Source organism: Ancylobacter tetraedralis, assembly GCF_014195655.1.
GTDB lineage: Bacteria > Pseudomonadota > Alphaproteobacteria > Rhizobiales > Xanthobacteraceae > Ancylobacter > Ancylobacter tetraedralis.
Map to the genome: position 1 here is coordinate 1 of NZ_JACICD010000011.1, position 13,624 is coordinate 13,624.

Here is a 13,624-nt window from a genome sequence, read left to right on the forward strand (position 1 = left end):
CCAATCCCGCCGTTGCGGTGGCGCCGCGTCGATGGGCGCTTTATAGGGGCACCCCTCCCAACCTGTCAACGGCCTTCTTGCAGAAAAATGACAGGGCGAAATATGGCGTGTGGACTATCTCGCGGGAAAGCGTGGGTCCATATGGCTTTGCGCACGGTTCTCCGGCTGTTTCAGGAGCGCCATGGATACGTCATCTGATGCGGTACGTGCCGCTTCCCTCCGGCACCGGCGGGATTCGGTGGGCTCCCGCCGGTGCCGGTTTCGGGCGACAATGCGCGCCCGGTCACTCACCAAGGCGCCGTGATGCCGCAATCTCCTTCTGCCGACCCGTCTCCCGGAGACCATCCGGCCCGCCCAACCGCCGGCGAGGTGACCCGTGCGGCGCTGAAAACGCCCAAGGCGGCGGCGATTGCAGGGATCGTCTTCTCGCTGCTGCTGCTCGCCATTTTCGGCCTGCTGCGCAGCGCGGTGCCCGCCGACCCGCTGGAGCGCGGCATCTGGCTCATCACCGATCGCGGTCAGGTGGGGCTCGCGCTCAACCTGGTGCCCTTCGCCGGCATCGCGTTCCTCTGGTTCATCGGCGTGCTGCGGGATCGACTGGGCGCGCAGGAAGACCGTTTCTTCGCCACCGTCTTCTTCGGCAGCGCGCTTCTGCTGCTCGCGACGATCTTCGTTACGGCGGCCATGATCGGCGCGCTCCTGCTGGCCAGCAGCGTCACGCCGGCGGACGTGCTGGTCAACTCGCCGACCTTCACCTTCGCCCGCGCCACCATCTACATCCTGGTGAGCGTCTACGCGCATAAGCTGGCGGGCGTGTTCCTGTTCACCACGTCCACCGTGGTCATCGTCACGCGGATCGCCCCGCGCTGGATCGCGCTGCTGGGCTATGCCCTGGCCGTCATCGTCCTGTTCGGCAGCTATTTCATCAGCTGGAGCTTCATGGTGCTGCCCATCTGGGTGCTGCTGATGAGCATCCATATCGTAATGGAGACGTTCCGCCGCCCGGTATGAGCGGCGCGGGCGATTCCGGCGCGGCCGCGGGGCTCATGCTGGGCGGCCGTCTTCGTCCTCCGGGGGCCAAGCGTTGCGAGAGAGGGACACGGAAGGGGCGCGAGGAGGGCACAAGCCGCAAAGGCCGCAAGGCGCCGCTCACCCCGGTTTTTGTTCATTCCAAATCGGAAATATTTTCTCGATATCCGGGGCAATTATCATCCAGTCCGATCCGCGCGACGATGGGCCATCCCGTCCCCAACAGCGGAAGTCCCGTCATGATCGATACCCGCACCGCGCCTTACGCCGCCCTCATCCTGCGACTTGCTCTCGGAATCCTGTTTCTCGCCCATGCCGGGCTGAAGATCTTCGTGTTCACGCCGGCCGGCACCGCCGGCTTTTTCGGGTCGATCGGCCTGCCGGGCTGGCTGGCCTATGTCACCATCGCATGGGAGCTGGTCGGCGCGCTGGCGCTGATCCTCGGCCTGTGGCCGCGCATCGCCGCGCTGGCGCTGATCCCCATCCTCGTCGGCGCCATCGTCACGGTGCACGGCCCCGCCGGCTTCTTCTTCACCAATCCCAATGGCGGCTGGGAATATCTCGCGCTGTGGATCGTCGGCCTGCTCGCCGTCGCGCTTATCGGTGACGGCGCGCTCGCGCTGAAGCCCACCTCGGCCGGCGCTGCCCGTCGCGGATAGCGACCGGCAAGGAGACATCGCCTGCCCCGTTGAACATCGTGTGAGGAGGAGGTTTCCATGACCGCACCCACCCCTGCGTCCGTCACCGCATCCCCGACTGGCGACGCGCGGCAGGCTCCCCCTTCCGCCGGCCGCCCCATCGCCCATCCCCCCCTGGCGATGGGGCGCGTCGCGCTCACCGTGAACGACCTCGACCGGGTCGCCGATTTCTACGTCCGTGCCGTGGGCCTCGCGCCCCTGCGCCGCGATGGCGAGAGCGCGCAGCTCGGCGCCGGCGACGAAGTGCTGCTTGAGCTGCGCCAGGACCGCGCGGCGCGCCGCCGCTCCCCGCGCGAGGCCGGGCTGTTCCATACCGCCTTCCTGCTGCCCGAGCGTACCGATCTCGGCCGCTGGCTGAAACATGCCGCCAGCGCGCGGGTGCCGCTGGTCGGCGCCTCCGATCACGAGGTCAGCGAGGCGCTCTATCTCACCGACCCGGAAGGCAACGGTATCGAGATCTATGCCGACCGTCCGCGCGCGGCCTGGAAATGGCGCGACGGGCAGGTGCACATGTCGACCGAGGCACTGGACCTGCAGGGCCTCGTCGCCAGCGCGCAAAGATCCAGCTGGGCCGGCTTTCCCGTGGGGTCGCGGATCGGTCATGTCCACCTGCAGGTGGGCGCGATCGGGCCGGCCGAGGAGTTCTATGCCGGCCGGCTCGGTTTCGACGTCACCTCCCGCTATCCCGGCGGCACATTCTTCGCCACCGACGGCTATCATCATCACCTCGCGGCCAATATCTGGAACAGCCGCGGCGCCGGACCGCGCCTTTATCCCTCGACCGGCCTCGCGGAAATCGAGATCCGGCTTGATCCGGCGCGCCTCGCCGCCGGGCGCGCGCATGATAAGGTCGCCGCCATGTCGGACGCGACCTCCGCCGAGCTGCGCGATCCCTGGGGAACAGCGGTCGCGCTCCGGGCCTTGTCCGCCGGCTGATCGAGATTTGTGGATCGATTGCGCGGATCAAGGCGCGCTGCTGAGGAACCACCATGCTGGTCGATGGAAAATGGGTCGAGAACTGGCAACCGGTGCAGGCCACCGATGCCAATGGCGGCTTCGTGCGGCAGGTCTCCAGCTTTCGCAGCTGGGTGACGCCGGACGGCGCGCCGGGCCCCACCGGCGAGGGCGGCTTTGCCGCCGAGGCCGGCCGCTATCACCTCTATGTCGCGCTGATCTGCCCCTGGGCCTCGCGCGCCCTCATCGCCCGCAAACTCAAGGGGCTGGAGGCGGCGGTGTCCATCTCCGTCGTCAACCCGGTACTGACCGAGCAGGGCTGGCGATTCGGCCACCATCCCGGCGCCAATGAGGACACGCTCAACGGCGCGACCTATCTGCACGAGATCTACACCCGCGCCGACCCGCACTTTACCGGCCGCGCTACCGTGCCGGTGCTGTGGGACAAGCACCGCGGAACCATCGTCAACAACGAATCCGCCGACATCCTCCGCATCTTCAACACGGGCTTCGGGCGGCTGGCCCGCCACGCCATCGATCTCTATCCCAAGGGTTTGCGCGCGGAGATCGACGCGCTCAACGCGGCCATCTACCCGCGGCTCAACAATGGCGTCTACCGCGCCGGCTTCGCCACCACGCAGGGCGCCTATGAGGAGGCTTTCGGCGAGGTGTTCGGCATGCTGGATGAACTGGAGGACCGGCTCGCGAACGCGGGCCCATTCCTCACCGGCGAGGCCCTCACCGAGGCCGATATCCGCCTGTTCGTGACGCTGGTGCGGTTCGACGCGGCCTATCACGGCATCTTCAAGTGCAACCGGCACCGGCTCGCCGACTACGCGCATCTCTCCACCTATCTCGTGCGGATACTGGCCATTCCCGGCCTGCGCGAAACGGTCAATATCGACCATATCAAGCAGGGCTATTATTCGATCCGCGCCCTCAATCCGAACGGCGTCGTCCCGCTCGGGCCGCAACTGGCCTGGCTCGACGATTGACCCCGCCGGCCACGGGCCGCGAAGATGGTGGTGGCGCGCGTGCGCCATCCACCCGTGCGCCCGCAAACGCTTCGCGGAAAACCTTCGAGGAAACGCCTCATGGAACGCCTCGATTGCGACCGCATGCTGGTGGCGGTGCTCGACACCGGCAGCTTCGTGGAGGCGGCGAGGCGGCTGGGGGTGAGCCCCGGCCAGGCGTCCAAGTTGGTATCCCGGCTGGAAGCCGATCTCGGCGTGCAGCTGATCAAGCGCACCACCCGCGCCCTCTCGCCGACCGAGGTCGGGCGGGCCTATTGCGAGCGGATTCGGCTGCTGCTGGAGGAATTCGACACGCTCGACGCCTCGGTGCGCAACGCCTCGGGCGCGCCGGCCGGCCGGCTGCGTCTGACCGCGCCGATGTCCTTCGGCACGATCCAGCTGGTGCCGCTGCTGCTCGCCTTCGCCGACGCCTTTCCCGACATTCAGGTCGAGGTGAATTTCTCCGACCGCGTGGTGAACCTGGTCGACGAGGGCTTCGACATGGCGGTGCGGGTGGGCAAGCCCTCCGACAGCAGCCTGATCTCCCGCAAGCTGTGCGACGCCAAGGTGGTGGTCGTCGCCGCGCCGTCCTATCTGGCCCGGCGCGGCACGCCGATGCGGCCCGAGGATCTCGCCGCGCATGAGTGCATCATCGACGAGAATTTCCGCGACCCGTCCAACTGGCGCTTCACCGAGCCGCCGTCGGGAAACCCCATCACGGTGCCGGTGGCGGGGCGGCTGCGCTTTTCCAATGGCGAGGCCTGCCTCGCCGCGGCCGAGGCGGGGTTCGGCATCGCCCGCGTGCCGAACTTCATCGCCGGCCGCAGCCTGCGCGAAGGCCGAGTCGAGCCGCTGCTCGGCGCGTGGGACGATGCCACGCTCGCCATCTATGCGCTCTATCCCCCCGCCAGGCATCTGGCGCTGAAGGTGCGGGCGCTGGTGGACTTCCTGGCGGCCAATTTCCGTTCCGGCACCGACTGGGGCGGGTGACGCCGCCGAGCAGGAAGCCGGCTAGTAAGCCGCCTGGGAAGGTGCTTCGCACCACGCCGGCCGGGGCCGCGATGGCGCTGGCGGCGCGGCCGGCGCGTGCTATCGGTTCGTATCCGGGGCCGGCATCGCGCCGGACGGGGAACGGCTCGCGGGAGGCGCGCATGACCGCAGGATCGATCGCAAGAGGGGGCGTCACCGCCCGGTGCGTCACCGCGCTGCTGGCCCTACCCCTGCTCGCCCTGCTCGCCGCCCCACCGGCGGCACGGGCCAATGACGACGTGCTCGCGCGCAGCGCCGATCCGTCGGGGCAGGTGATCCAGACGCTCGACTACGCCAATACCCGCTATTCCCGCCTCGACCAGATCAATGCCGGCAATGTCGCCCGGCTCAAGGTGGCGTGGACCTTCTCCACCGGCGTCCTGCGCGGCCATGAGGGCAGCCCGCTGGTGGTGGACGGGGTGATGTATGTCCACACCCCCTTCCCCAACATCGTCTATGCGCTCGACCTCGACCATGACGGCCGCATCCTGTGGAAATACGCGCCCAGCCAGGAGCGCGACGTCGCCGCCATCATGTGCTGCGATCTCGTCAATCGCGGCCTCGCCTATGCGCAGGGCATGGTCTTCCTCGCCCAGGCCGACACCACGGTCGTCGCGCTCGACGCGAAGACCGGCGCGGTGCGCTGGAGCGTGAAGAACGGCGATCCCCGGCGCGGCGAATCCAACACCGCCACCGTGCTGCCGGTGAAGGACAAGCTCATCGTCGGCATTGCCGGGGCCGAGTTCGGCGTGCGCGGGCATATCAGCGCCTATAATCTCACGGACGGCGCGCTGGCCTGGCGCGCTTATTCCACCGGCCCGGACGCCGACATGCGCGTCGATCCGGAGAAAACCACGCAGCTCGGCCGGCCGGTCGGGCCGGATTCCTCGCTGAAGAGCTGGGAAGGCGAGCAGTGGAAGGTCGGCGGCGGCGCGCCCTGGGGCTGGTTCGCCTACGACCCCAAGCTCAACCTCATCTATTACGGCACCGCCAACCCCGGCACCTGGAATCCCTCGCAGCGCCCGGGCGACAACCGCTGGACCAACGCCATCTTCGCCCGCGATGTCGATACCGGCGTGGCGCGCTGGGTCTACCAGCTGACGCCGCACGACCAGTGGGATTATGACGGCGTCAACGAAATGATCCTCACCGATCAGGCGTTCGAGCGCCGCGCGCGAGCGCTGCTCACCCATTTCGACCGCAACGGCTTCGCCTATACGCTGGACCGCGCGACCGGCGAGCTCCTCGTCGCCGCCGCATTCGATCCGAAGACGAACTGGGCCAGCGGCATCGACCTCGACAAGGCGAGCCCCACCTATGGCCGCCCCCTGCTCGATCCGAAACACGGCACCGAGGCGGAGGGCGAGGATGTCACCTATTCCGGCATCTGCCCCGCCGCCATCGGCGCCAAGAACCAGCAGCCGGCAGCCTTCTCGCCCGTCACCGGCCTGTTCTACGTGCCGGCCAGCGCGCTGTGCATGGATTACGAGCCGTTCCACGTCGATTACGCCGCCGGCCAGCCCTATGTCGGGGCGACGCTCGCCATGTATCCCGCCCCGGGCGGGGATGGACGCACCGGCTCCTTCGTCGCGTGGGACAATGTGCGCGGTCGCGCCGTGTGGTCGCTGCCGGAGCGGTTCTCGGTCTGGTCCGGCGCGCTCGCCACGGCCGGCGGCGTGGTGTTCTACGGCACGCTGGAAGGCTACCTGAAAGCGGTGGATGCCACCACCGGCAAGGAACTCTACCGGTTCAAGACGCCGTCCGGCATTGTCGGCAACGTGATGACCTACACCCATGGCGGCCGGCAATATGTCGCCGTGCTGTCGGGCATTGGCGGCTGGGCCGGCATCGGCCTCGCGGCCGGCCTCACCGACCCCAATGCCGGCTCCGGGGCGAAGGACGCCTATGCCGCGCTGAGCCAATACACCGCGCTGGGCGGCCAGCTCACCGTGTTCACGCTGTCCGAGGGGCCCTGAGGGCGGCGACGCCCTCCCCTCACACCGAGACGCGTAGCCCGCTCGCGGCGAACAGGTGGCAGGCCGCCACGTCGATCCCCAGCTCCAGTGCCTGCCCGGCATGGATCGGCGTGCCGGCATGGCGCAGCACCAGCCGGCCGGCCGGATGATCGCCCGCATGCAGGTGCCAGGCCCCGCCGACATATTCGCTGAAGCTGATGCGGGCCTGAAGGCGGTGGGCGCGCGGCTCCAGGCTCAGATGTTCCGGCCGGATGCCGAGCTCCACCGCGTCATCGATCCTGAGCCCGTGCCGCTCGGCGACCGCGATCCGCAGCGGCTCGCCCGCGAGGCCCGGCAGGTCGATCGTCACCCGGCCCGGCTCGACCCGTGTCACCCGGGCGGCGAGGAAGTTCATGCGCGGCGAGCCGATGAAGCTCGCCACGAAGCGGTTGGCCGGCTGCTCATAAAGCGTCGTCGGCGATCCCGCTTGCTCGATGCGCCCGTCGCGCAGCACGACGATGCGGTCGGCCATGGTCATGGCCTCGATCTGGTCGTGGGTGACGTAGATCATGGTCGTGGTGAGCCGCCGGTGCAGTTCCATCAGCTCGGCGCGCATCTCGACACGCAACTCCGCGTCGAGATTGGACAGCGGCTCGTCGAACAGGAACAGCGAGGGCTCGCGCACGATCGCCCGCCCGATGGCGACGCGCTGGCGCTGGCCGCCGGAGAGTTCCTTCGGTCGGCGCTCCAGCAGGCGGGTGATCTGCAGCGTCTCGGCGGCGCGGGCAACCCGGACCGCGCGCTCGGCCTTGGGTACGCCGGCCATGCGCAGCGCGAAGCCCATATTCTCGGCCACGCTCATATGCGGGTAGAGCGCATAGGACTGGAACACCATGGCGAGCCGGCGCCCGGCCGGCGGCACCCCGCGCACATCCCGCTCATCGAAGCGGATGCGGCCCTCGGTCGGCACTTCCAGCCCGCAGATCAGCCGCAGCAAGGTGGACTTGCCGCAGCCCGAGGGGCCGACGAACACGGCGAACTCGCCGTCCTCCACGGTGAGATCGATCCCGCGGATCGCCTCGAAGGCGCCGAAGCGCTTGGTGATGCCGCTCAGTTCGACGCGCGACATGGCAGGACTCCAGCTGGGCAGGCGGCGACGGGCCGGGCAAAGGGATGCGCCCTCATGGCAGGCGCACCGTGACGGAATGGATGCCGGTAAGCCCGGCCGCATCCTGCGCGTAATAGACAACCACGAGGTCGCCATTGGCCCGCAGGCCGAGGGTTGGATAACCGAGATCCTTGGTGGCGAGGTCGTCGACCAGCGCCACCGGCTCGCTCCAGCTTTCCCCCTCATCCTGCGACAGATGCAAGACGATGCCGAAGGGCGGCGCGCGGCGTCCGGCCACGGCGGCGAGACGCCCATCCGCGAGACGGATCATCTGGGCGGGATAAGCGCCGATGCCGGTGGGGCGCGGCGCGCTCCAGTGGTGGCCGTCATCGTCGGAATGCACCGCGTGCAGTTGCCGCGTGGCATTGTCGCGCAGCAGCAGGAGGATGCGGCCGGAGGGCAGCAGCAGCGGCGCCGGCTCCTCGAATTCATGCCCCTCGCCCTCCGCCACCAGCACGGGCGGCGACCAATTTTCGCCGCCGTCGCGCGAACGCACGACGAAGATCCGCCGGTAATGCGGCACGTCGGAGAGCGGCAGGAGGATGTCGCCCCCCATGGTCTCCACCGCCCCGCGCATGCCGTAGCCGCCGCTGAACGGCGCGGTGGCGATGGCGCGGGTGGCGTGGAAGCTGCGCCCGTGATCGTCCGACAGGTGCACCACGGTGCGCCCGCCGCCGCGCGCCCAGGGAAAGGCGCGCTCCGCCTCCCCGGCCAGCGCGGCAGGGGTGAAGGCATCGAGCTCCGGCGAGGCCGCGAGATCGGCGAACAGCGCGCCGGGCATCACGGCATCCGCCCGGCCGAGCGCGCGGGCGCGCTCCAGCGGCAGCCATTCGAACCGCCACTGGTTGAGCAGCACCCGCCCGGAGCGCAGCACGGTCAGCCCCGCGCACTCGACCCCGCTCCAGTCGTAATCGGGCACGACGGAGGGCGGGCTCCAGCTCGCCCCCTCGTCGCTCGAGCGCATCATCACGTTGCGGTAGTCCGGATCCTGCGGCGGATGCAGGATCAGCTTGCGGCGCGGCACCCGGTTGAACACCAGGAGCCAGCTGCCATCCGCCGCCACCGCGAGGTGCGGGTGGGCGCAATAGGCGTCCACCTCGCGATGCAGGGTGCCGCGCGGGACGATTTCCGCCCGCAGCGGGGACGGCCATCGTCCCGTTCGCACGCTCGACATGCCCGGCCTCAGACGCGGAACCGCGTGCACAGCAGGTACTGCAGCGGCTTGGGATCGTCGGTCCACTCGTGATAGGCGCAGACGATGCTGCCATCGGCGACCTGGGCGACGCTGGGATAGCCGATATGCTGGTAGATGCCGGGATGGTTCCAGTCGATGCCGCCACCGGCCAGCTTTCCGGATTCCGGCGTCATGCGGCTGGAGCCCGGGGTGTCGGTGACGGTGCGGCCGGGAACGCCGCCCTCGCGGATGATGAACTCGTTCTTCACATCCCAGGTCACGCCATCCTCGGAGATGATGCCGCGCACGCCATAGGGCGGGCGACGATAGCCGTAGACCATGAGATAGCGCCCGTCCTGCAGGGCGATCAGCTCGGCCGGGTAGCCCCAGATGTTGGTCCATTTCGGCGGCGTCCAGGAGAAGCCGTCATCCTCGGAAATGGTCATCACCATGTTCTTGGCGTCGCTGGAGGGCTGGGTGTGGGTGCGCATGAAGCACACCAGCCGCCCGTCCTTCAGCCGGAGCAGCGCGGGCTCCTCGTAGTCGATGATGCTGGCGGGGTCGTAGGCGAGGGTGGAGAAATATTCCCAGTTGTCGCCGCCATCGTCCGAGCGCATCAGCGCCGAGCGCGTGGTCTCGCCTTCGCCTTCCTCCTCATAGCCGCGGATGCGCCCGTACAATCCCATCAGCAGCGAGCCGTTCGGCAGCAGCCACGAGCCGAGCCGGCAGCCGCCATGCTTGAGCGGGCGGACATTGACCGGGATCGGCTTGGTCCAGGTCACGCCGCCATCGGTCGACTTGATGACGAAGGTGCCGAGCCATCCCTGCAGCTTGTAGGTCCAGCTCCAGTCACCCCATTCATCGGTGCGCGGATGCGCCGACCAGGAAGGCTGCTCGGGGCGCACGCCGCGCTTGAAGAAGCCGGTGATGGTGAGGTTCACCAGGAGCGTGCCGTCCTCCAGTTCGCAGATGCCGCAGTCCCAGTTGCCCTCGGTCTGGCTCCAGGGCAGCACCACATGCGGGGGGCTCCAGCTCTTGCCGCCATCGGTGGAACGGGTCATCAGCGTCTGGCCGCTGTCATGGTGGAACGGGAAGCGCTCCTCGTTGAAGACGGCGAACAGGTCGCCATTCTTGAGGGTGCGCATCGCGATCTGGTTCACGCAATGCGAGCCGTGGCGGAAGATGTCGTAGGTTTCGACGTCCTTGATGATGCCCATGACGGTGTCTTTCACGTTTCCTGTTCAGGCGAGATGAGGCGGGGACCGGCCGGCTTCAGAGCCGGATCCCCACATTCTTGATGGAGAGGTAGTTCAGGATGCCGGGCAGGCCGCGCTCGCGGCCGACCCCGCTGTCTTTGATGCCGCCCGTCGGCGCCTGCTGGCCGCCGATGAACCAGCCGTTGATCCACACCGAGCCGGCCTCGATATCGCGGGCGAGCCGGAGCGCGGTGCCGATGTCGCTGCCATAGACGCCGGCCACCAGCCCGTAGCCGAGGCCGTTGGCGAGGCCGAGCGCCTCCTCCGCGGTATCGAAGGCCAGCGCCACCGCGACCGGGCCGAAGATCTCCTCGCGCGCCGCGACATTGGCGGGCTCCACCTGGTCGAGCAGCGTGGGATTGAGGAAATAGCCGCGCGGCAGGTCCCCCGGCCGGCCGCCGCCGAAGCGCAGCCGGGCGCCACCGCGCAGGCCCGCGGCGATGTAGCCGGCCACGCGCTCGTGCTGCTCGGCCGAGACCAGCGGGCCGAGGTCGCGGTCGTCCATCCCAGGCCCGACGGTGAGCCGCGCCGCCGCATCCGCCAGCCGGTCGAGAAAGGCGTCGTGGATCGAGCGGTGCAGGAGGAGCCGCGAGGAGGCCGAGCACACCTGCCCCGAATTGCCGAAGGCCCCGTCGAGCACGTCGCTCACCGCCCGGTCGAGATCGGCGTCGGACAGGACGATCAGCGGGTTCTTGCCGCCGAGCTCCAGCACCGCCGGCTTGAGGCCGCGCGCCGCGCCGGCATAGACCAGCCGCCCCGTTTCGACCGAGCCGGTGAAGGTGATGGCGCGCACGTCCGGGTGGGCGACCAGCGCGGCGCCCGCCTCCTCGCCATAGCCGGTGACGACATTGACGACGCCGGGCGGAATTCCCGCCTCGATGCAGCACTTCGCGAACAGGCCGGCGCTGAGCGGGGATTGCTCCGCCGGCTTGACCACGCAAGTGCATCCCGCCGCCAGCGCCGGCGCCACCGAGCGGGCCAGCATGCCGAGCGGGTAGTTCCACGGCACGATGTGGGCGGTGACACCCACCGGCTCCAGCAGGGTGAAATCGATGATGTCGCGCCCCAGCGGGATGGTGGCGCCTTCCAGCTTGTCGGCCGCGCCGCCATTGTAGCGGAGCGTCGCGGCCACGCCCTCGACATCGCCGCGCGATTCCCTCAAGGGCTTGCCGACATCCAGCGTCTCGATCAGGGCGAACTGCTCCTTGCGGGCCAGCACGATGTCGGCGAGCCGGTGGATCAGCCGCCCGCGCTCGGCCGGTGTCACCTCCCGCCACGGGCCGGCAAGGGCGGCCTTGGCGCCGGCAACGGCGCGGTCGATGTCGCGCGCCCCGCCCCGCGCCACCGGGGCGAGTTCGGCTTCGGTCGAGGGATCGAGGCTGGCGAAGCTGTCACCCGAGGCGGCGGCCGCGAAGGCGCCGTCGATGAACAGGGTGCGCGGGGGCTCCAGCCCGAGCGCGGTGAGATCGATGCGCGCGGTCACGACTTGATGCTTCCCTGAGAGATGCCCTGGATGAAGTAGCGCTGCAGCAGGAAGAACAGCGCGAGCGACGGTACGGAGAGGATCGTCACCGCCGCCATGGCGACGCTGAACCCTTCCAGCTGGGTTCGCGTGCCGACCACCGGGGTGAAGGCGGCGATGCCCACCGGCAGCGTCTTCATGCTCTCGTCGAAGGTGACCAGCAGCGGCCACAGGAAATTGTTCCAGTTCAGCGTGAACAGGATCACCGCGGCGGCGATGGCGGGGGCCCGCGCCAGCGGCAGCGCGATGAGAAAGAACAGCCGGAACGGCCCGGCCCCGTCGACCCGCGCGGCTTCCTCGATCTCGGCAGGAAAGCCGAGGAAGAACTGGCGGAAGATATAGACCGCGAAGACATTGCCGATGCTCGGCAGGATCAGCGCCTGATAGCTGGAAGCCCAGCCCATCTTGATGAAGCCGAGCAGCATCGGAATGATCGACACCTCGGTCGGTATCATCAGCGAGGCGAGGAACAGCGCGAACAGCCCATCCCGCCCGGGAAAGCGCATCCGCGCCAGGCCATAGCCCGCCATGGCCCCGAACAGCACGGAGAGCGAGGTCGCCACGCCCGCCTGAATGAGGCTGTTGAACGCCCAGCGCACCACCGGGTATTCAAACACCTTCACGTAATTGTCGAAGGTGATGCGGCTCGGCAGCCATTCGATCTGCGCCGTCATCACGTCTTCGGGGTATTTCAGCGAGGTCGACACCATCCACACGAAGGGGGCGAACCAGGCGAATGCCACCGCCATGCCGACCAGCCAGATCGGCAGGTCGAGGAGGGTGAAGCGGTGCTCGTCCATGTAGCGGCGGAGGCGGGTCATGAGCGTGGTCATCAGGCACGCTCCTTCAGCAGGAAGCGCTGCAGCAGGGTGATGACGAGAATGACGATGAACAGCAGGAGCGCGATGGCCGAGGCATAGCCGAACAGGTTGCGCACGATCGCCATCGTATAGATGTAGTAGATCGGCGAGGAGGAGGAGCCGGCCGGCCCGCCATTGGTCATCACATAGACCTGGCTGAAGATGCGGAAGGTGGAAATCAGCTGCAGCGTCACCACCATGGAGATGACCGGCCGAAGCTGCGGCAGCACGATGAAGAACAGCCGCTGCCAGCGCCCGGCGCCATCCACCAGCGCCGCCTCGGTGAGGTCGGCGGGAATGTCCTGCAGCGCGGCGAGGAACAGCACGAAGGCAAGGCCCAGATCCCACCACACCGAGGCGATGGAGACGCCGACCAGCGACCAGTCCGTCGAGGTCAGCCACGGCACGGCACTGACGCCGACGACACCGAGATAGTGGTTGACGAGGCCGAACTGGGTATCGAGCAGCCACACCCACACGAGGCCGATCACCGTGGCGGAGACCACGTTGGGCGCGAAGAACAGCGTGCGGGCGAGGCCGGAGAGCGGATAGCCGCGGCTGACGAACAAGGCGAAGGCCAGCCCCAGCACGGTGACGCCGGGCACGATCAGCACGCCGTAGATCAGCGCGTTCTGGAACGCCACCGTGACCCAGGGGTCGGCGAAGGCGCGGGTGAAATTCTCGGTTCCCACCCAGCGCGGGCTGCCGACGATGCTCCAGCGGGTGAAGGCGACATAGACCCCGAACAGCACGGGCAGGATGTTGAACAGGAAGAACGGCACGGAGAAGAAGGCAACGAAGAGATAGCCGACGCGGTCGACGCGCGGGCGCTCGTGTCGCCGGCCCGGCGGCGGCGCGACGGCCGTCTCCGGGGCAGGCACTGCCATATCGGTCATGATGTTCCCCGCTCCGGATCGCCGGCGGCCGGCCTCAGAGTGATCGCGGACGGAGCGGCCGCGCGGGGCC

Annotated in this window: 12 protein-coding genes; 6 read left to right on the forward strand and 6 right to left on the reverse strand. The window is 68.6% G+C overall.

Features of this window, described 5'->3' with window-relative positions:
* Positions 1-303 precede the first annotated feature (303 nt).
* From FHS55_RS20115 to FHS55_RS20140, 6 genes are all read left to right on the forward strand, one after another.
* The gene (locus FHS55_RS20115; RefSeq protein ID WP_246340316.1) at positions 304-1,011 is read left to right on the forward strand and encodes a hypothetical protein; all 708 of its coding nucleotides are present in this window, start codon (positions 304-306) and stop codon (positions 1,009-1,011) included.
* Positions 1,012-1,268: 257 nt separating this feature from the next.
* A complete protein-coding gene (locus FHS55_RS20120; protein WP_183191584.1) occupies positions 1,269-1,688 on the forward strand; it encodes a DoxX family protein in 420 nt (139 codons plus the stop codon).
* A gap of 57 nt (positions 1,689-1,745) precedes the next feature.
* Positions 1,746-2,663 carry a VOC family protein gene (locus tag FHS55_RS20125; protein WP_246340317.1) on the forward strand — a complete coding sequence of 306 codons (918 nt, stop codon included), beginning with the start codon at positions 1,746-1,748 and terminating at the stop codon, positions 2,661-2,663.
* Positions 2,664-2,716: 53 nt separating this feature from the next.
* Positions 2,717-3,676 (forward strand): glutathione S-transferase family protein, encoded by a 960-nt coding sequence (locus tag FHS55_RS20130; RefSeq protein ID WP_183191585.1) that lies wholly within the window; start codon positions 2,717-2,719, stop codon positions 3,674-3,676.
* A 99-nt stretch (positions 3,677-3,775) separates the two neighbouring features.
* Positions 3,776-4,684 (forward strand): LysR family transcriptional regulator, encoded by a 909-nt coding sequence (locus FHS55_RS20135; protein ID WP_183191586.1) that lies wholly within the window; start codon positions 3,776-3,778, stop codon positions 4,682-4,684.
* A gap of 161 nt (positions 4,685-4,845) precedes the next feature.
* A complete protein-coding gene (locus FHS55_RS20140) occupies positions 4,846-6,699 on the forward strand; it encodes a methanol/ethanol family PQQ-dependent dehydrogenase (RefSeq protein ID WP_183191587.1) in 1,854 nt (617 codons plus the stop codon).
* A gap of 19 nt (positions 6,700-6,718) precedes the next feature.
* Here FHS55_RS20140 and FHS55_RS20145 read toward each other — a convergent pair whose 3' ends face one another.
* Genes FHS55_RS20145 through FHS55_RS20170 form a run of 6 tightly spaced genes read right to left on the reverse strand, consistent with a single transcriptional unit; the run spans position 6,719 to position 13,554 of the window.
* Positions 6,719-7,807 carry an ABC transporter ATP-binding protein gene (locus tag FHS55_RS20145; RefSeq protein ID WP_183191588.1) on the reverse strand — a complete coding sequence of 363 codons (1,089 nt, stop codon included), beginning with the start codon at positions 7,805-7,807 and terminating at the stop codon, positions 6,719-6,721.
* A 52-nt stretch (positions 7,808-7,859) separates the two neighbouring features.
* Positions 7,860-9,020 carry a sialidase family protein gene (locus FHS55_RS20150; RefSeq protein WP_183191589.1) on the reverse strand — a complete coding sequence of 387 codons (1,161 nt, stop codon included), beginning with the start codon at positions 9,018-9,020 and terminating at the stop codon, positions 7,860-7,862.
* A gap of 8 nt (positions 9,021-9,028) precedes the next feature.
* Positions 9,029-10,252 (reverse strand): exo-alpha-sialidase, encoded by a 1,224-nt coding sequence (locus FHS55_RS20155; protein ID WP_183191590.1) that lies wholly within the window; start codon positions 10,250-10,252, stop codon positions 9,029-9,031.
* A 40-nt stretch (positions 10,253-10,292) separates the two neighbouring features.
* Positions 10,293-11,759: an aldehyde dehydrogenase family protein gene (locus FHS55_RS20160; RefSeq protein ID WP_210287091.1), complete on the reverse strand. Its 1,467-nt coding sequence runs from the start codon at positions 11,757-11,759 to the stop codon at positions 10,293-10,295.
* A complete protein-coding gene (locus tag FHS55_RS20165; protein WP_183191591.1) occupies positions 11,756-12,631 on the reverse strand; it encodes a carbohydrate ABC transporter permease in 876 nt (291 codons plus the stop codon). Before FHS55_RS20165 ends, FHS55_RS20160 begins: the two co-directional genes overlap by 4 nt.
* Positions 12,631-13,554: a carbohydrate ABC transporter permease gene (locus FHS55_RS20170; RefSeq protein ID WP_183191592.1), complete on the reverse strand. Its 924-nt coding sequence runs from the start codon at positions 13,552-13,554 to the stop codon at positions 12,631-12,633. Before FHS55_RS20170 ends, FHS55_RS20165 begins: the two co-directional genes overlap by 1 nt.
* Positions 13,555-13,624: the final 70 nt, after the last annotated feature.